19 protein-coding genes are annotated in these 21244 nt (G+C 47.7%); 11 read left to right on the top strand and 8 right to left on the bottom strand.

Annotation, left to right across the window (positions count from 1 at the left end; genetic code table 11):
* A complete protein-coding gene (locus tag QL234_RS07150; RefSeq protein WP_281557152.1) occupies positions 1–1833 on the top strand; it encodes a hypothetical protein in 1833 nt (610 codons plus the stop codon).
* A gap of 167 nt (positions 1834–2000) precedes the next feature.
* Here the strand turns inward: QL234_RS07150 and QL234_RS07145 are convergent, their stop codons facing one another.
* Positions 2001–3857 (bottom strand): DUF885 family protein, encoded by a 1857-nt coding sequence (locus tag QL234_RS07145; RefSeq protein ID WP_281557151.1) that lies wholly within the window; start codon positions 3855–3857, stop codon positions 2001–2003.
* Between the two features lie 600 nt (positions 3858–4457).
* Here QL234_RS07145 and QL234_RS07140 point away from each other — a divergent pair.
* The 4 genes from QL234_RS07140 (at position 4458) to QL234_RS07125 (ending at position 7425) form a co-directional block, all read left to right on the top strand.
* The gene (locus QL234_RS07140) at positions 4458–5252 is read left to right on the top strand and encodes a PEP-CTERM sorting domain-containing protein (RefSeq protein ID WP_281557150.1); all 795 of its coding nucleotides are present in this window, start codon (positions 4458–4460) and stop codon (positions 5250–5252) included.
* Between the two features lie 279 nt (positions 5253–5531).
* Entirely contained in the window at positions 5532–5942 is a 411-nt protein-coding gene (locus QL234_RS07135) for a hypothetical protein (protein WP_281557149.1), read from the top strand.
* Positions 5943–6059: 117 nt separating this feature from the next.
* Positions 6060–6749 (top strand): thermostable hemolysin, encoded by a 690-nt coding sequence (locus QL234_RS07130; RefSeq protein ID WP_281557148.1) that lies wholly within the window; start codon positions 6060–6062, stop codon positions 6747–6749.
* 199 nt (positions 6750–6948) lie between these two features.
* Positions 6949–7425 carry a YchJ family protein gene (locus QL234_RS07125; RefSeq protein ID WP_281557147.1) on the top strand — a complete coding sequence of 159 codons (477 nt, stop codon included), beginning with the start codon at positions 6949–6951 and terminating at the stop codon, positions 7423–7425.
* Here the strand turns inward: QL234_RS07125 and QL234_RS07120 are convergent.
* The 6 genes from QL234_RS07120 to QL234_RS07095 form a co-directional block, all read right to left on the bottom strand.
* A complete protein-coding gene (locus tag QL234_RS07120) occupies positions 7403–7933 on the bottom strand; it encodes a VC2046/SO_2500 family protein (protein ID WP_281557146.1) in 531 nt (176 codons plus the stop codon). The two genes, QL234_RS07125 and QL234_RS07120, sit on opposite strands and share 23 nt — an antisense overlap.
* A gap of 123 nt (positions 7934–8056) precedes the next feature.
* The gene (locus QL234_RS07115) at positions 8057–9352 is read right to left on the bottom strand and encodes a HAMP domain-containing sensor histidine kinase (protein ID WP_281557145.1); all 1296 of its coding nucleotides are present in this window, start codon (positions 9350–9352) and stop codon (positions 8057–8059) included.
* Positions 9342–10031, bottom strand: coding sequence for a response regulator transcription factor (locus tag QL234_RS07110; protein WP_281557144.1), 690 nt, complete (start codon positions 10029–10031; stop codon positions 9342–9344). Before QL234_RS07110 ends, QL234_RS07115 begins: the two co-directional genes overlap by 11 nt.
* Positions 10032–10122: 91 nt before the next feature.
* Positions 10123–10848, bottom strand: a complete 726-nt coding sequence (locus QL234_RS07105) for a winged helix-turn-helix domain-containing protein (RefSeq protein ID WP_281557143.1) — start codon at positions 10846–10848, stop codon at positions 10123–10125.
* A 406-nt stretch (positions 10849–11254) separates the two neighbouring features.
* Positions 11255–12544 carry an ATP-binding protein gene (locus QL234_RS07100; RefSeq protein WP_281557142.1) on the bottom strand — a complete coding sequence of 430 codons (1290 nt, stop codon included), beginning with the start codon at positions 12542–12544 and terminating at the stop codon, positions 11255–11257.
* Positions 12545–12679: 135 nt separating this feature from the next.
* The gene (locus tag QL234_RS07095; RefSeq protein WP_044831760.1) at positions 12680–13375 is read right to left on the bottom strand and encodes a response regulator; all 696 of its coding nucleotides are present in this window, start codon (positions 13373–13375) and stop codon (positions 12680–12682) included.
* Between the two features lie 485 nt (positions 13376–13860).
* On the opposite strand from QL234_RS07095, the gene QL234_RS07090 reads away from it, so the two are divergent.
* The 3 genes from QL234_RS07090 (at position 13861) to rlmA (ending at position 15882) form a co-directional block, all read left to right on the top strand.
* On the top strand, positions 13861–14037 hold the full coding sequence (locus QL234_RS07090) for a hypothetical protein (RefSeq protein ID WP_160298245.1): 177 nt from the start codon (positions 13861–13863) through the stop codon (positions 14035–14037).
* A gap of 223 nt (positions 14038–14260) precedes the next feature.
* Positions 14261–15067, top strand: a complete 807-nt coding sequence (xthA, locus tag QL234_RS07085; RefSeq protein ID WP_281557141.1) for an exodeoxyribonuclease III — start codon at positions 14261–14263, stop codon at positions 15065–15067.
* Positions 15068–15072: 5 nt separating this feature from the next.
* Positions 15073–15882 carry a 23S rRNA (guanine(745)-N(1))-methyltransferase gene (rlmA, locus tag QL234_RS07080; RefSeq protein ID WP_281557140.1) on the top strand — a complete coding sequence of 270 codons (810 nt, stop codon included), beginning with the start codon at positions 15073–15075 and terminating at the stop codon, positions 15880–15882.
* A gap of 173 nt (positions 15883–16055) precedes the next feature.
* On the opposite strand, the gene yfbV is transcribed toward rlmA, so the two are convergent.
* Positions 16056–16475 carry a terminus macrodomain insulation protein YfbV gene (yfbV, locus tag QL234_RS07075; protein ID WP_281557773.1) on the bottom strand — a complete coding sequence of 140 codons (420 nt, stop codon included), beginning with the start codon at positions 16473–16475 and terminating at the stop codon, positions 16056–16058.
* Positions 16476–16645: 170 nt separating this feature from the next.
* Between yfbV and QL234_RS07070 the strand changes: the two genes are divergently transcribed.
* The 3 genes from QL234_RS07070 (at position 16646) to QL234_RS07060 (ending at position 20950) form a co-directional block, all read left to right on the top strand.
* The gene (locus tag QL234_RS07070; protein ID WP_281557139.1) at positions 16646–17848 is read left to right on the top strand and encodes an acetate kinase; all 1203 of its coding nucleotides are present in this window, start codon (positions 16646–16648) and stop codon (positions 17846–17848) included.
* Positions 17848–19959 (top strand): phosphate acetyltransferase, encoded by a 2112-nt coding sequence (pta, locus tag QL234_RS07065; RefSeq protein ID WP_281557138.1) that lies wholly within the window; start codon positions 17848–17850, stop codon positions 19957–19959. The genes QL234_RS07070 and pta overlap by 1 nt, the downstream gene beginning before the upstream one ends.
* Before the next feature lie 598 nt (positions 19960–20557).
* On the top strand, positions 20558–20950 hold the full coding sequence (locus tag QL234_RS07060; protein WP_281557137.1) for an ACT domain-containing protein: 393 nt from the start codon (positions 20558–20560) through the stop codon (positions 20948–20950).
* The last annotated feature ends 294 nt before the right edge of the window (positions 20951–21244 follow it).

Genomic DNA, 21244 nt, shown 5'->3' with positions numbered 1-21244 from the left:
ATGGCTAAATATACGATTTTTGGCGGCGGCCCCTCAGGACTTTATACCGCATGGCGCCTGCTCACGAGCGGCAAGGCAACAGCAAGCGACACCGTTGAAATTATCGAATGGGGCAATTACGATTACGGCGCAGAAGGTGCCGGCGACAGACTGCCGGCGGGACGGATTTGTTCCCACCACTATCAAAACGATACCGGCAAATCCTATATTGAAGTCGGCGGTATGCGCTACATTCAATGGGATCCGGCTAAAAAAGAAGGCCACCAGCTGGTCACCACCACCATCTCCCAATTAGGGCTGGACAGCGGCGACACCAATGTCGTGGTGGACTTTCAAACAACAGACAACCCGCTGTTCTTTTTACGGGGCGAGCATTTTTATCAAAAGTGTTTAGTGGGAGAATATGATCCTAACCTTTGCAACACCGAAACTACGGTTGCCCCGTACAAAACACCGGGCAACAATGAAAAAGCCGCCGGCGTCTTAATTGGCAATATTTCCAATCTGATCACCGGCAGCAACCCGGTAACCACCCGGGCCGAGCAATGCCAGTTTTATGCCTCTGGCACCTTAACCAGCGAGTTTAACTCGTTTGTCTATTCCCCCGGGGATACCGCCGGCAATATAGGCTACTGGAATGTCTTTTACGATCAGGCCGGCAACGAAGGTTTTCAATACGCCGCCGATGCCGGGGGCTACAGCTCGAATGTCATTAACTGGAACGCCGCCAATGCCGCCGTTTACAATGGCGAATTTGCCCCCGGCGGCAGCTTTAAAACCCTCTCAAGCGGTTTTTCCAGCTTATTCGTCGCCCTGCATAATAAATGTGTCGAAGCAGCACAGGACAGCGGCGCGGCATTTACCGTGCGCAAGAATATCCGCTTGCATTCCATCTGGAGCAATAACGGCAGCACAGAATATCATCTGGCAACCTCCCTCTCACCGGAAAAACCTTCCGGGGTACCGCTCACCACAGATTATGCCTTTTTAGCCATGTCTCCCAATGCCTTAGAGCTGGTAGCCGGCGCCAGCCGCTACCTGGCAGACAGACCCGGTATCAATGACTTCCTTAACCATAATGACGTACAAAATTACCTGCAGTCGGTAATTGAGCAGCCTTCCTTTAAAGTGGCGATGTTTTTTGATAGCCAGTGGTGGGAAAACGCCACTTATCCTCCAAGCATAGATCTGGCCAACAATACCTTTGGCCCCACCATTACCGATCTGCCGCTGCGGCAAGTATATTACTTTGGCGATAATGCCCCCGAAAGCCAGGCATCGCCGGTTTACGGCATGTTGGCGTCATACGATGATATGCGTTTCACCAAATTCTGGCAGGAAATGGAGCTGGGGGTAAATGAAAGACGGGAAACGCCGCTCAGCCGAGATTACCAGCCGCTGCATGGCGCAGGGACTGCCAGCGATACCATGGAAAAAATGCTGTTATTGCAACTGGCCAAAGTCCATTACGGCGATCCCAATGCCGCCGGTACCATCCCGGCGCCGCTGGAAACCGTGTTTATGGACTGGGGCCTCAACCCCTTTGGCGCCGGTTACCACGCCTGGGCCGCCCATTACGATATCTGTGATGTGATGAACCGGATCAGGACACCGGCGGTAATGGCAGGCGACAGCAATGAAAACATCTTCATTATCGGCTCTGCCTTTTCCAACGATCAGGCCTGGGTGGAAGGCGCATTTTGCACCGCAGAATCAGTACTGGTGGATTATCTCGGGGTCAGCACCATAGCAACAGATCCTGTTGACTATCCGCTGATTTGTGCTTGCAATACCGGCCAGAAAGCCGACAAAAGCAATAACAGAAAAAACTAAGATGTCTTAGCTGCTGAGTCACTCAGCTTTCGCCGGGAAAAGCTTTTCCCGGCGAAATATCGGTTAACGGGCAAAACCAGGCGGTATTTGCCCGTATCTCCGCCACCAACAAAGAAAATATTCCCCTGTGATACCTCTGCTATTCCTTTTTAGTACACAAAGCTGCGTCAGGCTTTTTGCTGTTTTACCCAGCGTTTAACATCCTGCTCCAGCAAGGTCAGCGGACGGGCCCCCGGTAACAGCACTAAATCGTGAAAGGCTTTAATATCAAACAGCTCTTTAAGCTCGGCTTTCGCCCAGTCGCGCAGTTCAACAATTTTCAGCATGCCTAATTTATAGCCCAGGGCCTGTCCCGGCCAGGCCATATAACGGTCAATGGCACTTTCAACATCACTCATGGCGGTACCGGTAGCGTTATGGAAATAGCTTATCGCCTGCTCCCTGCTCCAGCGTTTATGATGCAGACCGGTATCGACCACCAGACGTGCCGCGCGGTAAACTTCCGCCTGCAAGCGTCCCAGGTTACCCCAGGGATCGTTTTCATACATGCCCATCTCATAAGCCACCAGCTCCGAATACAAGGCCCAGCCTTCGGTAAAGGCATTAAACTGGGCATTCTGCCGCATCATACCGATACCTTTTTGCGCCATATTCAAAGAAATCTGAAAATGATGTCCGGGCACCGCTTCATGGTAAGTCAGGGTTTTTAAGCCAAAACTTGGCTGCGCCTTCATATCCTTTAAGTTGATGGAATAGACCCCGGGACGTGAGCCGTCCAGCGCCGGCGGCATATAAGAGCCGCCGGGAGCACCCGCCTGTGAAGCCACGGGTACACGCTTAACCACCACTTCCTGGGTTGGCATAGTGGCAAATAATTCCGGGGCTTTTGCCATCACCTTATCGATTTCTTTATTCAGATCTGCCAGCAGCTGCGCACGCCCTTGGTCCGAGTCTTCATAAACAAATTGCGGCATATCCACCAGCTTGATCAGGCGCTCGCCGACACTGCCCTGCTTCATGCCCTGGGACACTAAAATAGCATCCATTTCCGCGGTGATACGCGTCACTTCATCTAAACCGATTTGGTGGATTTCATCGGCAGATAAGTTCGAGTCTGCCAGGTAACGGATCTCATGCTGATAGAAACTTTCCCCGCCAGGCTGGGCCCAGATACCGTCTTCACTTGGCGCCCGCTTTTGCAGTGCTACCATGGTTTGTTTGATATCCCGATAAGCCGGGTAAACCTTAGTCGCCACCGTTTCTGCCGCCTGTACTACCAGGGCTTGTTTTTCCTGCGCGCTAAGTTGCTCAAGCTTATCCAGTTTTTTAGCGAAATGCGTCACCAGGCCATGCTCATCCGCTTTGGGCGCGACAAAGTTATCCAGGTAACTTAAGGTATTCGGGAACAAAGCCTTAGGCAAAATGATGCCTTTACCGGCATCGTCCAGCACTTTAGATTTCACCGCGTCAACTAACAGCTCAAAAGCCGCCAAGCGTTGCAGATAGTTAAGGGCATCGGCTTTCGAGCTTATCCCGTGCTGATCCTGCAATACCGCAGGAATATCGATCAACGGTCCGGAAATTTGACTGACGACATAAGGCAGGTGCCCGCCCCAGGTATCGATATAACCGCCGGGAAAAGCCAAATCTCCCTGATAATAAGCAGCAATCACCTGATTAACGCCAAGGTGCAGGCTGTTTTTGTCCGACATGGCATCAAGATCAAAAGCCTTTAATGAAACTAGCGCATCTCGCATGCTATGTTGCATCGCCAGCATGCCTTTAGTGGAATAATCCGGCCATGTACCCTGGTAGTTGCCCGCCACATCCGATGACAAGTTTAGCGAAGTCGCCAATGCCGGCTGCTGCTTAATAAATTGCTGAGTATAAGTCTCAACAGCGTTATCAATGGCTGCCTGGCTATAAGTATTTATTTCATCAGCAGTTTTACTCGGCTGACTGGCTTCATGGCTGCAACCGGATAAGGCCGCCAGTAACGTAAGGGCGATAATGCTTTTTTTCATGTTATGGGTCCAAGCTTGTTGCCTGCTTCACTTCAGGCTAATGATATATTGTATATTCGATAATTTATCGTAATTATATGCTTTCTTTATTAAAACCTTGTTGAAGAAATGATGCAGAAAACAAATCAACTTCAACAAAGCCATAAAACCGGCGACAACGCTATTAAAAAATCACAAGAAAAGCAAGAGCTGTACGATGAATCGACTGTTTTTGCGACCAATAGAAACGCCGGACTTAACGCCTTTGATAACATTTGCGCATAGATAAGCTTGCAACTTCGATGACTTTTTCAGTCTGCAGTGCGTTAAGCAGTAATTTTTCTCACAAGTGCCATTTCTTTAAGTAAATCAATATCCAGGCGTCTGATTTATTTACACTTTTTCTATCCCGCTCAAACAACGAATTGCAGTCTTTTGTATTTTAAGGTTATTTTTTTATGGTATATGCTTTGCTGTGACCGGCTGTAGCAAGAATCAGGAAGTTTAAAAAGGAAGTCACCGAGTTATACAATATTGCTTATGATGGCTAAGGCAACAGTGCCAATAAGTAATATGTGATGTAAGGGGATGTATATCACCACCACTTTATAAAAGGATATTATGATGGATACAAAACGGTTTACCGGCCTACTTGCTTTTGCAGCTGTTATGGCCTTTACCAGTGCCGCACAGGCAAGCATTATTGAAGACAACCTGCTTGATAATTTTTACTTAAGCTCCTCAACCAATACCACCTCGGGTCAGTTTGATTTAACCGGACAGGTGTATGATTACGCCAAAGTAACTTTTTCTTTTGTCGACGACACCTATTTTTTTGATGATGACCGGCCCTGGGATCGCGGAGACCTGGATAATAGCAGAGGAGATTACCCCTACTTGCGTAGCGACGGTTATGGCTCCTCATGGTTTGCCCATGACTACGAGCACTTAACTTATAGCTCGCAAGATATTATTGAAACCGCAGGCATCAGTATCGGTAATATTGTCAGCGGCAATACCAGCACCAGCTTTATGGAAACACATACGGCGTATGAGCATCAACATAATGAATACGGCCATCACTGGGATTCTGTTCCTGCCAGCTGTATGCCTACCTGCAAGGAATATACGCTTGATCACAGTGTTGAAACTTCCGGTTATACCGGTTTTTTTACTTATGAAACTTTCCTTCCCAAGTCATTAATCGATGCCAGTTTACTCAACGGTATGCTTGAATTTGATGTCAGTGCGATTTCGGGTGATTTCTACTTAGCTTCAGCTACGCTGGAAACCTTAGGTAGTGCGGTAGCAAGTTTTGATGTTGCTACTGCTGTTCCTGAGCCAAACACCATCGCTTTATTGGCCTTAGCTCTCTTTGGCCTGCATTTTAACGCAAGGAAAAAAACGGCTAAATAGCAACACTTTAGTCACCAACTTTAAACATGGCATTGACACTGTCGTCGGTGCCTTTTTCTCTGAACTTATCATCCAGAGAAACATTTTCATCGACGAAATCATCGTAAGCTGTAGTGCCCCCGTAGTCAGCAACTTTTTTTCATAACCTATGAGACAATTCTCCCCTTCAGCACACTAATGTAAGTGAAATCGATTAATCAGTATAAAGACAACTGTCAATCAGGATGACCTGCTCACCCGTACTCACCGGCCCGAGGGCCACAAACGAGGGGAAGAAAAATGATAAACATTTATCTGGTCATCATATTATGTGCACTGTTACTGGCCAATAGCGGCTTTTTTTGCGAACACCATGGTGCTGCGGCACCGGGGCAATCGGTCGCCATTGCCAGCCAACTAACAACGGCTTTTCAACAGCCCACAAAAAAAAATAAGTTAGCTGAGCTTGAAAGCCGCCTGGAGCAGTTATCACAGGAATTAACCGAGATCAGCAAAACCGTCAACAAGCTAAGTAAAACACTTGCCAGGCACAGCCAAAAATTGCAAAGTTCACCGGGAGGTCAAGCAAACAAGCCGCTCAGGCTGACAACAACTTCCTTTCACTCCGGCAAAATGATTAACGCGCCAACAAAAGAGGCCTTTATCACAACCCCTGCCGAGCATTTATTAAAAAAGACGTATCCAAGATAAAGCAGGCTATTTTCACCGATGGTCTGCAATTTTGCATAAATTTACCTTTTCTTAAGATTTCATTAAGATTCACTTTATATATTGAACTCAAGCAAGCAACGCCTCGGAGTACAATATATGATCACTATCACACCAGCAGTTACCGGTGAAAGGAATGAGAAACGCCAAGACAGCTCCCTGCCCTTTACCGCCGAGCTGATCACGCGGGCAAACAGTGAACGCAATAAGGTTGAGCGTTTTATCAGCGAAGGCTTCAGGCAGACGTTCAACGCACAAATCGACAACTTCTTACCGGCAATAATCACCATCAAGAGAAAGGGGGATATCAAAGCCGCACTGGGGATAAGAAGCGCGCGGACACCGCTTTTTATCGAGCAATACACTAAAACGCCGGTGCAGGAGCTGGCCTTTTTCAAACAAAATAACGTCAAGCGCTCAAGCATTGCCGAAATCGGCAACCTCTACAGCAGCTCCTCGCGCTTTACCATCTCGTTATTTTTAACCATGGGGGTTTCTTTGTACTTAAACGGTTATTCACATCTGGTGTTTGCCGGCACCAAACAAGTGGTAGACTTGTTAAATTCTACCGGCAGCGAAACGCATTTCTTATGTCATGCCGACAAAGACGCCCTGCAAAACGAACAAAACAGCTGGGGCAGTTATTATCAGGCAGAGCCGGAGGTGGTTGCCGTCGATTTATTCCAAATCATGTGTGTGATTAATAATAATGCCAAATACTCCGCCATGTTTAACCAGCAAACCCCGCAAATCGCGGCATTAAAGGAGCAGATGTTCGGCAGTCTGTGAAGGCTTCTTGCTGAAACCCGGCTTATATTCGCTTAATACCGGCACCCAAAACTCAGGTGCCGGATCAACCATGTTTCCCGGACATAAAAGACTAAACCCGGACATTTCATATAACTAAACGCCAAATTCCTGTTTCGTGGCTTTAGCGCGTTTTTACGTGTTAATATAGCCGCCCCAATAATTAACATACCTTATTTTTATGCTCTGTCCCTGCGGTTCTGAACTTGAATATACCCTTTGTTGCCAGCCTTTAATTACCGGACAAAAAACAGCCAACAGCCCGGAGCAATTGATGCGCTCGCGTTATAGCGCCTATGCCACCGCCGATGCGGATTATATTTACCGTACTTATGCCAAGGCCAGCCAGGCGCAGCAAAACCTCGAGGAAATCGTCCAGTGGGCGGCCATGACCAAATGGCTGTTTTTAGAGATTCATCACAGCTCAGCCATCCCGCAAAGCGCGGATGAACTGCCGGTGGTTAAATTTTCAGCCCATTACCTGTTAGGTAACAAGTACCATAAAATGACGGAAACGTCGCGTTTTGTGCTGGAAAACGGCCAGTGGCGTTATCTGGACGGCGATGTCAGTGAGTTTGATGAAGTCAGGGAAATTAAGCGCAATGAGCCTTGTCCTTGCCGCAGCAAGAAAAAGTTTAAGCAATGCTGTGGACGTTAACCAGGGAAGATTTCACGATTGAGGTTTGTACCGCATCGAGCCAGCCTTTGGCATTAAAAGCCATGCGTGATAACTGTCCGGTACCGGTTTGATGCTTTTTCTGGCAGTGGGTGCTGGTATTGGTCATGATCTGGTGCGGCACATGGCTTTTGTCATCGCGAAAAGCCAAAGGTTTGGGATTGATGGCATTTTGCAGCTGTAAACTTGCCAACTGATTGTCCTGCACCAGCTCTGCCTGATTGAAGTCCTGGATCTGGGTGTCATTTTTTAGTGCCAGCGGCGCTTCATCCGGCAAGTGAAATTCTTTTCTTAAGGTTTCTGTGGTGATATCGCGCGGTTCGTCTTCCACTACCGGCAAGGCAAACTGGCTGTGATCGCGCACATCTTCGGTCAGCATGGCCAGCATCAACGAGAAGTCAGAGCGGCGCGCGCTATGTACGCATTCGCCAAGCTGCTCGCCTAACTGTAACTCATGAACCAGCAGATTATTTTCGACCTTTGCTACCACAGTAACCACCCATATACTTAGATTACTTAGGTTATCGGTGGTTTAAAAAAAAACTTGAGGCTTTTTTTGAAATAATTTCAATTAAATAAATATTGCTCCGGATGACTGCTTCAAACCATGACCTCAGGAAAAATCGATACTGACTTTTCTTCCCCCCGGGATCTCGCTATTTTGATAAGACCAGTGCATCTTGGCCACGATTCGCTCCACCAGCATCAGGCCTAAACCATAGCCATAATCGGCCCCGTGATGGTCGATATCCTCCTGGCTGTGGTTAACGTTAGTGATCACCACTTGTCCCTGCGACAAGGTAATTTCAATATTCCCTTCGGCGGTATATTGAAAGGCATTGCGGATAACGTTATTGAGGATCAAACGACAAGGGGTCTCGGCAAGCTTTACCAGGTTGTGATCACAGTCAAAACTTACTTCAACATTTTTCCCCTGCAACAGGTATTGGTTATCGTCGCTGAGGGTAGTCAGCATCTCGCTCAAATCCAGCGCTTGCCCCTGCACTTTTGCTTCCTGCTCGCGGCTTAGCCATAGCAGGGTTTCCGTCATATGCTGCATATTAAGCACCGCCCGCTGGATACGCTCAAGCGACGTGCTGCCTTTTTGCCCCGCCAGTACCCGGGTCAGCAGCTCGGTATTGGATTTGATCACGGCAATCGGGGTTCTGAGCTCATGGCTGGAAAAGCGTAAAAAGTCCTGCTCTTTTTCAAGAATGGCCGCCAGGCGGCAAAAAGCATCCTGTTGCTGCTGCGCTATGGTATTAAGCTCATTAAAGGCAAAATCAGGCGGCGATTTGCTGACATCATCCAAAGTCAACGCGGCACTCCAGTTGCCCAGAGCCGACATAGGCCGGGTCAGCCGGCTAAGGGTAAAATACACTGAGGCCAGAATCGTCAGTAAAAATGCCATCGCCAGCGGCCAGGTCAATAATACCGTCTCTATCATCCGGGTACGCACCTGTCCGCTGTGATCTTCCAGGGTAATGCGGCGCACCAGATAAAAGATGTTGCCGTCTTTAAGCGGCTGGGCCACCATAAACACCACCACCTCTTCCTGCTCCCGGGTCGAGCTGTCATTGGTTAGTTTCAGGTTGCGCATTTCTAGCTCAGTGACCTGCTGCAATGAAGAAAATTGTTGCTGCAGCCAGGGGGGCAATTGTTGCCAGCCCAGGTAACCGTTGAAATGAATGGAGCGCGGCACCTGAGGCTGTAAACCGGCATCATAATTCTTCGAAAAACTCTGCGCTTCCATGGTCATGTACATATAATTGGACTCGTCCAGACCACGGATAAAGAACCAGTGCAGCAGCAGACTATAACAAAGCACCACTATCAGGGCATGGATCATCGCCACCCTGAACACATAACGACGCAAAGAGCCTTTTTTCAGCGCTTGTTTAATCTTCATCTTGTTGCCGCAAAGCGACCCCCTGTCCCGGCACGGTATGAATAAGTTTGCTTTCACCCGGCGCATCGACTTGCTGGCGTAAGTTAAATAAATGTACTTTTAAGCTGTTGCTGTCGGGTAATTCATCCCCCCAAACGGCATGGCATAGCTGATCCCGGGTGACTATTTGTCCTGACTTGCGCACCAGGGTTTCCAACAATATCCAACCAGTGGGTGAGAGCTGCAAAACCCTTTGTCCGCGCTTGGCGGTCTTTTGGTTAAAATCTATATGTAGATCATAAAGCTCAGTGCTGGTGGTTTGCCCGCTTCGGCGGTTGGCCAGCACATGAATACGCGCCACCAGCTCCAGCATGGCAAAAGGTTTTACCAGGTAATCATCCGAGCCCACTTTAAAACCGGCGAGTTTATCATCTAAAGTATCCCGGGCGGTCAGCATCAGTACCGGCGTATCTATGCCCTGCTCCCGCATGTTCTGGCAAACCAGTAAACCGTCCATGCGCGGCATATTAACATCCAAAATCACCATATCATAACGCTGAGACTGGATAAGCCCCAGCCCCTGGACACCGTTTGCCGCATGATCGCAACTGATCCCTTCCAGTTCAAGGTAGTCAACCACAGTTGCCGCCAGATCGAGATCGTCCTCCACCAGCAGGATATTGCGTTTTACATTATTCACGGTTTACTCCATTTCACTTCGGGGGAAAAGCCTGCGGGGAAAACCCAGCTGCCGCGCAGGTTTGCTATTATATTCAATTTCCCCTAAAAAACTAATTCCAGGCATCCGGCACCAACAGGTAACCCTGACCACGTACAGTTTTGATCCTAAACGGCCTTTTCAGGTCATCATGCAACTTTTTCCTTAACCGGGACACCCTGACATCAATACTGCGATCCAGGCCGTCATACTCACGCCCCGCCACCAATTGGTAAATCACATTCCTGTCCTGTACCTCACCTGCCCGGCTGGCAAGCAGCCACAACAAATCAAACTCCTGTCCGGTGAGGTCAACTGGCTCACTGTACAAATTGACCTGGCGCGATAACCGGCACAAGGTTAGCTCACCGCAGGAGACTTGCTGCGCAGGCATTGCCGTTTGCTGCTGGTACTGCCACCTGAACATGGCCTTGATTTTTGCCAGCAACACCCTTAAGGCCACGGGTCTTGCCAAATAGGCATCTGCACCTACCTCCAGACCGATCACCTGATCGATATCACTTGCTTTTGCTGACAAAAACAACAATTGCCCGTTATACTGGCGGCGTAATTCCCGGCACAGAGCCAAGCCGCAATTATCCGGCAATAATACATCCAGGATCACCAGATCAGGCTGATAATGATTGACCTGACGCTTAACATGCACTCCCTGAAACTCCTGTAAAACCTCAAAACCTTCAAGGGTTAACATATCGGCAATAATCCGGGAGAATTGCCGATCTTGCTGCACCACAAGCACTTTTTTTAACGGCTTTTGCCAAGTGTTATGATTATCCATTTTGCCTGCCAGGGCCCCGAGTGTACTTTGCGGGCGTAGATATAGATCCGTATCCGTTTTATTAACAGGGTAAGACTCAGGCAACATGATTTTACTCTCACTAATGTTATTATCACCGCTAATAACGTGCCAGGGAGCAACAGGTTTACTTCAAAACAAAAAAATCCGAAGAAAACAGTCTTACGCCAGGCACCTTATCTTCTGCAGCCAGTATAAAATGTGCGGGGTTAAGGCAAGGTTAAGAAGGGTTAACTGCCGATAAAATTGAAAACACAAAAGAGACGCCGGGAAAATATCTCTATCCCGGCTATGGATTAACGGCGCTGGCTGGCGTTAAAGGTAATCATTTAAACCGTCGATTGTTGCCGGCATCATCAGCCGAGCATCTTTAATCTTTATCCTGCCTTTACCAGTGGGGATTTAACGGCAAACAAAGCACGAAGCACGCACCGCCTAAGTCGCTGTCTTCGACATAGGCCCGGCCCTGATGCCAGAGCATGATTTTTTGGACGATCGCCAGCCCCAGGCCAAAACCACCGGTTTCCCGGCTGCGGCTTTCATCTCCCCGGGAAAAGGCATCAAATACCAGGGACTTAAAATCATCGGAAACCCCGTCGCCATTGTCTTCCACCCGGATATAGCAATAATCATTATCTGCAGTTAAACGGACACAAATTTCTCCGTTGCCATATTTCACCGCGTTAACCAGATAGTTGTTTATCGCCCGGTCGATAAAGTGGCGGTCACAAACCAGCATTAATTCATCCGTTTGATTGATAAAACTAAGCTCACCGCTAAAACAGCTGTGTTTTTCTATCTGCTGCTCGATAATATCGGCAATGGCATGCGCGTTAAAATCCAAGACCGGCTTATCATGTTCAAAAGCGGCATAAACCAGCATTTCATTGATAAGTTCATCCAACTCGGTGACATCACTGCTGATCTGGCGAATGTATTGACGACTTTTCTCCCTGTCTTCGGATTTTTCCAACATTTGCAGGGCAAACTTGGTGCGCGCCAGCGGGGTTCTTAATTCATGGGAAACCGCATTAGTTAACTCCTTCTGCTCCGCCAGCAGCGCCTTAATGCGTTCAGCCATCATATTAAAGGTTTTCACCACTGGGGCTATGGTGGGGGTAAATGCCGTCGGCGCTTTAATATCCAGATTGCCTTTACCGAATAAACGGGTGGATTTTTGCAGGGCATCGAGATCCCGGGACAAGGGCCATAACCAGAGTAGAATTACCACAGCAGTAACCAGCAGGAAAAAGATCCGGATAAAGGCCTTTTGTTTTGGCCGGGTCGGCACTTTCACCGGCCCTAAAGTGATCAAGGTAGTATCATCACCGAGTAAGTGATATAGCCGGATACTGGTGCTTTCGTAATAGACCACCACTTCACCGCTGGCCAGCATCTGCTGGTGCTCGGGTTTAAAGCGGCTATCGGCATTTCTTTCGATCAGATTCACCGGTAATTTCAACTTAGCCGATGCCTGGCTCAGGACAATTGGCCACTGCTCCCGCGGCCTGTGGTTAAGCAGATCGCCAAGGGCAAAAAGCACAGATTTATAACCGGTATAAGACTCAATATCCTGCTCCAGCTCCTGGGCCCAATATTCATCCAAGACCCAGGAAACCCCGGTAAAGGTGAGGATCATCATCAGGTAAAGACTGATAAAAGTACTACCGAATTTCATTTAAACCTCAAATATTCTCAAATATAAGCAAAGCCCGGGACATGGCAGAAAACTAGCGGAAAAGTGTGTAAAACGAATGGCATACCGGGCTTAATTGACAACAGGCCCGGCTTTTGTGACAAATCAGCGGAGCAGTTACACCCAGGCATCGGGTACAAACAGATAACCCTGCCCCCAGATGGTTTTGATCCTAAACGGGGTTTCATTGCTGTCACGTAATTTTTTTCTTAACCTGGAAATCCTGACATCAATACTGCGGTCTAACCCGTCATAAGGACGGCCCACCACAGACTTGTATATATAATCACGGTTTTGTACTTCACCGGCTTTACTGGCCAGCAGCCATAATAAATCAAATTCCTGGCTGGTGCAGACAATATTTTCACCGTCCAGGCTCACCTGACGCGATCCTTTATTAATACTCAAACCGCCATAACTTACCGCCGAGCTTTCCTGGGGTTTAAGCGCAAACTGTCCCCGACGCAGTAAGGCATTGATACGGGCTAGTAGCACCCTGGGTTCAACCGGTTTAATCACATAATCATCAGCGCCGATTTCCAGGCCTAATACCTGATCAAAGTCAGTGCCTTTGGCGGTTAAAATCAAAATAGGCCCGGTATAATTGGGCCTTAAGTCCCGGCAAAGACTAAAACCGTCCTTACCCGGCAACATCACATCCAAAAGGATCAAATCAGGTGCAAATGAGAGTACGGTTTTTTCCACCACATCCCCCCGGTACTCCTGCTTGACATCAAAGCCTTCAGAAATAAGAAATTCACTTACTAAACCAGATAACTGGCGGTCATCTTCAACCAATAAAATTTTTTTCACTGACAAAGTATTATCAGACATTCATTTACTCCAACAGTAGCCATCACCGCTACCCTATGCTTGCCAAGACGACCAATAAGCTATTAAAGACCTATCGGCAGACAATAAGTTTCAATCCTGAAACGATAAATAAACCCTAACGCAGGAAAGCCAAGACAATCAAAGGTATTTATGACACTTATTCTAACAAAGCTTAATGTTTGCCAAGGGGTAAATTACAAGTTTTTACCTGTTGATTACATTTAGTTACAAACAGGTATAAACCCGGGAAAAATTGACTGTTTTAACAGCGCTCATCGACAATTTGTCACGTATTGTCCGATATTTTTACAACTGCCGATCCCATTCACTTATGAAACGTATAAAAATCAAGCAAATAGTCTATATGGCCTGAAATATGCCCTAAAAGCCCCTAAGAGAAAAGCCGGTGTGGGCAACATCATCATAACTGACTTTTCTTAGCCGTAACAATCAGGAGTAACTTTATGAAAAACGCTAAGATTTCATCTGTTTTTTTACTCGGTTTAGCTTTTCTCCTCTGCCAATACAACCTGGTACACGCCAGCGCCCACGGCATGTCCGCCGTTGAAACCAACCTTTTGATTTTATTAGCCGTAACCGTTTCCATCTTTACCTTGCTGAAACAAGGCAAGAAAAAATAACACTTTTCCCAGATATCCAGTTTCTGCCCGGCAACCCCCAACCTTGCCGGGCTTTTTCTTGCGCTCATATCCTCTTGCCTGCCTCGCTAAATCGGTTGGGGTTCAATCATATTTAATGCTATTATTGCCCGCAATCAACGACGTCAGCCAGGCAGGGAGCAATCCCCGGTCCGGTGACTGCAAGCAAAATAATAATTTCCACCTTTAAGGTTGTTATCTTCCTATGAAAATAGTCTCTTTTAATATCAATGGCCTGCGGGCAAGACTCCATCAACTGCAAGCATTAATCGACAAGCATCAGCCGGATATTATCGGGTTGCAGGAAATCAAAGTTCATAATGATGCTTTTCCCCTCGAAGACGTTGAAGCCATGGGGTACCACGTTTATTTTCATGGCCAGAAAGCCCATTACGGCGTGGCGATGTTATGTAAAAAGGAAGCTGACCAGGTACAGCTGGGCTTCCCTTCAGATGACGAAGACGCGCAAAAACGTATGATCATGGTGACCACCACCAACGATCAGGGTGAAAAGGTAACCGTATTAAACGGCTATTTCCCCCAGGGAGATAATATCAACCATGAAACCAAGTTCCCCTATAAAAGGCAGTTTTATAAAGACCTGATGGGTTACCTCGACGAGCATCACCAGCCGGATGAGCACCTGGTGGTCATGGGTGACATTAATATTTCACCAACAGATCTGGATATCGGCATCGGCGAAGTCAACCGCAAACGCTGGTTAAAAACCGGCAAGTGCAGCTTCCAGCCGGAAGAGCGCGAATGGTTGGCGAAATTATTAGACTGGGGCTTTACCGATACCTTCCGCAAATTACATCCGGAAACGGGCGAGCAATATTCCTGGTTTGATTACCGCTCAAAAGGTTTTGATGACAACCGCGGCTTACGCATAGACGTGGTACTGGCAACAAAAGAGCTGACGGAGCGCTGTAATGAATCAGGTATCGATTATGAGCTAAGGGGCATAGAAAAACCCTCAGATCATGCCCCTATCTGGTCAACGTTCGGGTAAGCCAAATGAGTTTGCCACATTATTTATGCCCCATCTGCCGCTCGGCGCTTAGCAGCCAGGCATCGGGGTTTCATTGCAGCAATAACCATCATTTTGACCGGGCAAAAGAAGGTTATGTGAATTTATTGCCGGTACAGCATAAACATTCCAAAGATCCCGGGGATAACAAAGCCATGGTGCTTGCCCGCCGTGCTTTTCTGGAACAGGGCTACTATCAGCCGCTGATCGACAAACTCACCAGCTTATATCAGGCGCACGGTGATACAAATTTGCCGGTATTAGATGCCGGCTGCGGTGAAGGCTACTATACCCACCAGCATAAAACCAACAACAACTCGGTTTACGGGGTGGATATCGCAAAAAATGCCGTAAAAATTGCCGCCAAGCGCCATAAAAGCTGTCACTTCAGTGTCGGCACTTTATCTCATTTACCCTTTGAGGATGCGTTTTTTGGCTGGTTATTCTCCATTTACGCCCCGATTTTAGAACCGGAATTTACCCGGGTTTTAAAAAGCGGCGCTTATTTGCTGACGGTTACCCCGGCTGAAAACCATTTATTTGAGTTAAAATCGCTGATTTATCGTGACCCCCAAAAACACGATACCGGGAAAAGCCAAATAACGGAGTTGGCCCTGGTGCATGAAGAAAAGTTAAATTACCAAATGGACTTTACCGGACCAGATGATGTTATTAACTTACTGGCAATGACACCTTTTGCCTTTAAGACCAGCGAGGCTTTACTTGAGCAGATAAAAGCGATGACAACCTTCAGCTGCCAGGCCGATTTTCATATTCGCCTGTATAAAAAGGCATAAATCTCTCCATGACGTCCATGTGATAGTGATATACCGTTCATCCTGAACATAAATCACTCCTTCACATCCAGGTGATCGTGATATACCGTTCATCTTGAACATAAAAAAGCAGCACAAGATATTTCATGTGCTGCTTTTTAGTATCTGTTGAGATAAGGTGAAAACCCAATCTGCTACTGTTTTTTGTGCTGATAGGTCAGGTTGAGTAAACCGGCAAGATCCACATACCTGGGTTTGTGGACAGAGAGTTTGATATTTCCCCCCTGCTCATTGATTCTGGCGACCCCTTCCCGGTACCAGCTTGCCAGCGAAGGCGGTAAATGCTTATCGGCCTTAACCCCCAGCATCACCAGCGCCTGCACCGGTATACTGGCAATAAACAAGCCGTAAACCAGTGCCTGAGGCAAGATCGACACAGAGCCAAAATACACTTGTAAGATCACAGAAGTCACGGCTAAAGCAGGGAAATGACGATAAACGAAACGGCCCACCTGGATGGCCCGGTAATCAGCAAAATACTGACCTAATTCTGCGCGTTCCGGCCAGAGCTTCATATATCTCTGACCCAGCTTGATTATTTCAACAACACTCATATTCATAGATAACACTATAGCAGGAGTCTGCTATCAAGACAGTATAATATTGTTCATTTTCCCACAATAGATCGCAATTAATGCCCCACTCTATGTCCCATATCAAAACTCCGCTGTAGCACTTCTTTATAATAGCCAGCCTAAGTTGTTATTTTTATTCAGTAGTATTTATGTCTCAAATTCATGTGCTCGTAATCAATTGCGGTAGTTCGTCGGTTAAGTTTTCCATTATCGACAGCAACACCAAGCAGGCCATTTTAACCGGCATCGCCGAACGTTTACTGTCCGCCAAAGCAAGCTTTAAATTAACGTATCAGCAGCAAAACGAGCAATTCTCCCTGAAAGCGCCTTTTGATCATGAAGCGGCCATCGCAGAACTGGTACAGCAGTTAACTCGGCTGGAATTGCTCGATACCCTCAGCGCCGTTGGCCACAGGGTGGTACACGGTGGTGAGCATTTTTCCGAGCCAAGCCTGATCACCAAAGAAGTTAAACAGACCATAGCGGATTTAGCCCACCTGGCGCCGCTGCACAACCCGGCGAACCTCACCGGTATCAATGCCGCAGAAAAAGCCCTGGGACATCTGCCACAAGTTGCGGTCTTTGATACCGCCTTTCACCAGAGCATGCCGGAAAAAGCCTATCTTTACGGCCTGCCCTACGCGTTATATCAAGAGCACGATATCCGCCGATATGGTTTTCACGGCTCCAGCCACAGCTTTGTCGCAGAGCAGGCAGCAAGCTTTATCGGTAAACCCTTAACGCAATGCAGCTTTATCAGCGCCCACTTAGGCAATGGCTGTAGCATCACCGCCATCAAAGCAGGACAAAGTATTGACTCGAGCATGGGGTTTACCCCACTTGAAGGGGTGATGATGGGCAGCCGCAGCGGCGACCTCGACCCAGGCATTATTTTTCACCTTATCGAACACTTAGGTTATTCACCCGACCAGGTACAAAACTTGCTCAATAAAGACAGCGGTTTACTTGGTCTCTCGGGATTAAGCAACGACTGTCGGGAGCTGGAGCAGGCGGCATTAACACAGGACAATGACAGGGCCAAACTTGCCCTGGAAATTTTCTGTTACCGCATCGCCAAATACATCGCTGCCCTTTCAGCCAGTTTAACCAGTCTTGACGGTGTCATCTTTACCGGCGGCATAGGGGAAAACTCCAGCTATGTACGTGAGCAGATAATAAACCAGCTCAGCCTGCTCAATTTCCATCTGGATCAGGACAAAAACCAGGAAACCCGCTTCGGCAAAAGTGATGATATCTCAACGCCGTCATCAAGATATGCCCTGGTGATCCCCACCAATGAAGAAGGGGTGATTGCATCCCAAAGCATCCAAGTACTGCAGGAGGCTTTATAATGTCTTACCGTATTATGTTAGTACCGGTCGGTTTCGGTGTCGGCCTCACCAGCGTAGCCCTGGGGCTGCTGCATGCCTGCCAGCAAAAAGGCATCAAAGCCGCTCATTTTAAACCTATCAGCCAACCGGCAAGGAATGTGCTGAAACATCCGAAAAACGGCGAAGCAGAGCCGTTAGAGTTTAGCCATGCCATCCCGCTGGCGGATGTCGAAGAAAAAATCGCAGACGGCCTGCATGACGTAGTACTTGAAGAAATCGTCGCCAACTTTAATGCTTTTAGCGAGGGGGACGAGGTCATGATCATCGAAGGCCTGATCCCCACCACCCGCCAGCCTTATGCCGGACGCATCAACCATGATGTTGCCCAGGCACTGGGCGCAGATATTGTCCTGGTGGCCAATCCGCAAAACGATGATATCGCCCAGTTTGAAGACCGGTTAGAAGTCAGCGCCGACACCTATGGCGGCATCAAAAACAAACGTTTGATCGGCTGTATCTTAAATAAGGTCAATTCCCCTGATCAGGACGAGCACGGCTTGCTGCCGCGGGAAAGTGAAATCAACCCGAAAAAAGATCTGCATGCCTTTATCAATTTGTCCCTGTTTAACAACCGCTATTTCGACTTATTGGGGCTGGTGCCCTGGCAAATCGACATGGTTGCCCCCCGGGTGATCGATATTTGCCATTACCTTGATGCCAAGGTGATCAATGAAGGGGACATGCAGCACAGACGTATCCGCAGTGTCACTTTCTGCGCCCGCAGTGTCGACAACCTGGTCAGCCATTTAATTCCCGGGCGCTTAATTGTCACCCCGGGAGACAGAACCGATATTATCATCGCCACCTGCCTGTCTGCCCTCAACGGCACTAAAGTCGGCGCCCTGCTGCTCACCAATGGCTTTGAGCCCAACAGCGAAGTATTAAGCTTATGCCGCCAGGCATTGGACAATGGCCTGCCTATTTTATCCGTACCCTGGGATACCTGGCAGACCTCACGACATTTAATGAATTTTAACCCGGAAGTACCCAAAGACGATGGCCAGCGCCATGACAGGGTCAGACAATATGTCGCGGATCACCTCAATGTCGACTGGTTAAAGCACCTGTCAGAGAAAGCGTCCCAGGTCAATCCGTTGTCGCCGCCGGCGTTCAGGCACCAGTTGACCGAGCTTGCCCGCAATGCCAACAAGCTGATCATCTTACCCGAAGGCACGGATGTCAGAACCATTAAAGCTGCAGCAATATGCGCAAAACGAAAAATTGCCCGCTGCCAATTACTGGGCAACATTGATGAAATCAGCCGCATCGCCGACCAGCAAGGCATAGACTTGCCCCCCGGGTTAATGATCACAGATCCCGACACCATCAGGGAGAATTATGTCGCTCCCCTGCTTGAGCTGAGAAAACATAAGGGCCTGACGGAAGTGGTGGCGCGGGAAGAGTTAAAAGATAATGTTGTGCTGGCCACCATGATGTTACAGCTCGGCCAGGTAGACGGCTTAGTCTCAGGTGCCGTCAATACTACCGCCAATACTATCCGCCCGGCATTGCAACTGGTCAAAACCGCCCCTGGCAGCTCATTAGTGTCATCTATTTTCTTTATGCTACTGCCGGATCAGGTCCTGGTATACGGCGATTGTGCCATCAACCCCGAGCCTAATGCTCAGCAGCTGGCTGATATTGCTATCCAATCGGCAGACTCCGCCGCCCAGTTTGGCATTACCCCCAAGGTGGCAATGATAAGCTACAGCACAGGTACCTCGGGGCACGGCGCCGATGTCGAGAAAGTCGCCGAGGCTACCCGGCTGGCACAGGAAAAACGCCCGGATCTGGTAATAGACGGTCCGCTGCAATATGATGCCGCGATCATGGAAAATGTCGCCCGTAAGAAAGCCCCCGACAGCCCGGTGGCAGGTCAAGCCACGGTATTCATTTTCCCGGATCTCAATACCGGCAACACCACCTATAAAGCGGTGCAGAGATCGGCAGATCTGGTCAGTATCGGTCCTATGCTCCAAGGCATGAATAAGCCGGTAAATGACCTTTCAAGGGGCGCCCTGGTGGATGATATCGTCTACACCATAGCCTTAACCGCGATCCAGGTAAAATAGGCGCTGCTGCCTATGCTGATAAATCACTTCAGGATCAGCATAACAGAGCAGGAAAAAGGTACCGCTATCCCCTGCACTCCAGCTGGAGTTAGCGGTTTTCTTTTATTGCCAAAATTAGAAAAGGCGAGAAAAAACGAGATACGGCAAAGTACTGCACCGGTGAAAGTAAGATAAAAACGTTTTAAATACAAATTCAAGCCTAATTCACCATTAGTGCTTTATTTTTATATGTTTTGTATTTATCAGTAAAAACACAACAATGACTCAAAAAACGTACCAACACTTTTTACTAACCTTTACAACAACATAACTTGCTATCACAAGTTTGCTCACAATGTTATCCACAGCTTTTGTGGATATCATTTTTGCAACAAGACTCTGTTCACGGCGAGATAACCTTAAAGAAAGCATCATTTTATAACTAACAATAAAACTTTTAACGAAATAGCTTGCATTATTGTACATTATATTTTTTCTTTGCCTTCTTCCCTTCAGCCAGGCCTTAAAAAACAGTTCGCTTTTGCCATGCTCAAACATAGAGTTAAACGTTATTTAACGTTATAGTATGATCATAACTAACTCTGCATATTGAGAAATCATGTCAAAACTGACGCTTAGATTAATGGATGAAACCTTTGCCATACACAGTTTGCCGGCGAACAGCGAGATCCCCGAACAGGTATTTGCCGCAAAAGTCTTTTTTATTGCCAAAACCTTTGAAGAAGTCTCGATTGTACTGCCCCAGCATGTACAACTGGCCAGTGATGATGTGGAAAAAGACTGGCGCGCCCTGGAAGTAGTCGGCCCGTTAGACTTTACCTTGACCGGCATACTGTCCAATATTTCTGCGGTACTTGCCAAAGAAAAAATCAGCATCTTTGCCATTTCTACCTTTGATACCGACTATATCTTAGTGAAAAACAATACCGTCAGAGCCGCCACCTCGGCGCTGCAGGCCAATAACTACCTGATCAGTGCCCCTAATTTATAAAGTGGTTATTTATTAACACATAACAAATGATTATTACCGGCTTTCATTAACTCATTTGATAAAATCTATGGCGGTTGTCTTCGCCGCCAGCCTTCTTAGCTCCACTCTCTTTAGTATCCGATAATACGGCTTGCCAGAGATTACGCAGAGTCGTGCTGCCTAAACAGTGCCTAATGAAACCATCCGTGATATAGAGTTTCCTTTCCCTTATTCGCTCAAAAAACCATCTAGTATTTGAAATCGCTGTGAGTATGCTCTAATGTTACAATTCTGTTAACAAAGTGATATTTGACA

The organism is Thalassomonas sp. RHCl1 (assembly GCF_947387555.1).
Classification (GTDB): domain Bacteria; phylum Pseudomonadota; class Gammaproteobacteria; order Enterobacterales; family Alteromonadaceae; genus Thalassomonas.
The sequence above is the reverse complement of the archived record's forward strand: the minus strand, read 5'-3'. Positions and strand labels throughout refer to the sequence as shown.

Coding starts and splice junctions, on each gene's coding strand:
- QL234_RS07130 (WP_281557148.1), top strand. CDS start 6,060: ATGATCACTATCACACCAGCAGTTACCGGTGAAAGGAATGAGAAACGC.
- QL234_RS07150 (WP_281557152.1), top strand. CDS start 1: ATGGCTAAATATACGATTTTTGGCGGCGGCCCCTCAGGACTTTATACC.
- QL234_RS07100 (WP_281557142.1), bottom strand. CDS start 12,544: ATGAAATTCGGTAGTACTTTTATCAGTCTTTACCTGATGATGATCCTC.
- xthA (WP_281557141.1), top strand. CDS start 14,261: ATGAAAATAGTCTCTTTTAATATCAATGGCCTGCGGGCAAGACTCCAT.
- QL234_RS07060 (WP_281557137.1), top strand. CDS start 20,558: ATGTCAAAACTGACGCTTAGATTAATGGATGAAACCTTTGCCATACAC.
- yfbV (WP_281557773.1), bottom strand. CDS start 16,475: ATGAGTGTTGTTGAAATAATCAAGCTGGGTCAGAGATATATGAAGCTC.
- QL234_RS07090 (WP_160298245.1), top strand. CDS start 13,861: ATGAAAAACGCTAAGATTTCATCTGTTTTTTTACTCGGTTTAGCTTTT.
- QL234_RS07115 (WP_281557145.1), bottom strand. CDS start 9,352: ATGAAGATTAAACAAGCGCTGAAAAAAGGCTCTTTGCGTCGTTATGTG.
- QL234_RS07105 (WP_281557143.1), bottom strand. CDS start 10,848: ATGGATAATCATAACACTTGGCAAAAGCCGTTAAAAAAAGTGCTTGTG.
- QL234_RS07125 (WP_281557147.1), top strand. CDS start 6,949: ATGCTCTGTCCCTGCGGTTCTGAACTTGAATATACCCTTTGTTGCCAG.
- QL234_RS07145 (WP_281557151.1), bottom strand. CDS start 3,857: ATGAAAAAAAGCATTATCGCCCTTACGTTACTGGCGGCCTTATCCGGT.
- QL234_RS07135 (WP_281557149.1), top strand. CDS start 5,532: ATGATAAACATTTATCTGGTCATCATATTATGTGCACTGTTACTGGCC.
- QL234_RS07070 (WP_281557139.1), top strand. CDS start 16,646: ATGTCTCAAATTCATGTGCTCGTAATCAATTGCGGTAGTTCGTCGGTT.
- pta (WP_281557138.1), top strand. CDS start 17,848: ATGTCTTACCGTATTATGTTAGTACCGGTCGGTTTCGGTGTCGGCCTC.
- QL234_RS07140 (WP_281557150.1), top strand. CDS start 4,458: ATGATGGATACAAAACGGTTTACCGGCCTACTTGCTTTTGCAGCTGTT.
- rlmA (WP_281557140.1), top strand. CDS start 15,073: ATGAGTTTGCCACATTATTTATGCCCCATCTGCCGCTCGGCGCTTAGC.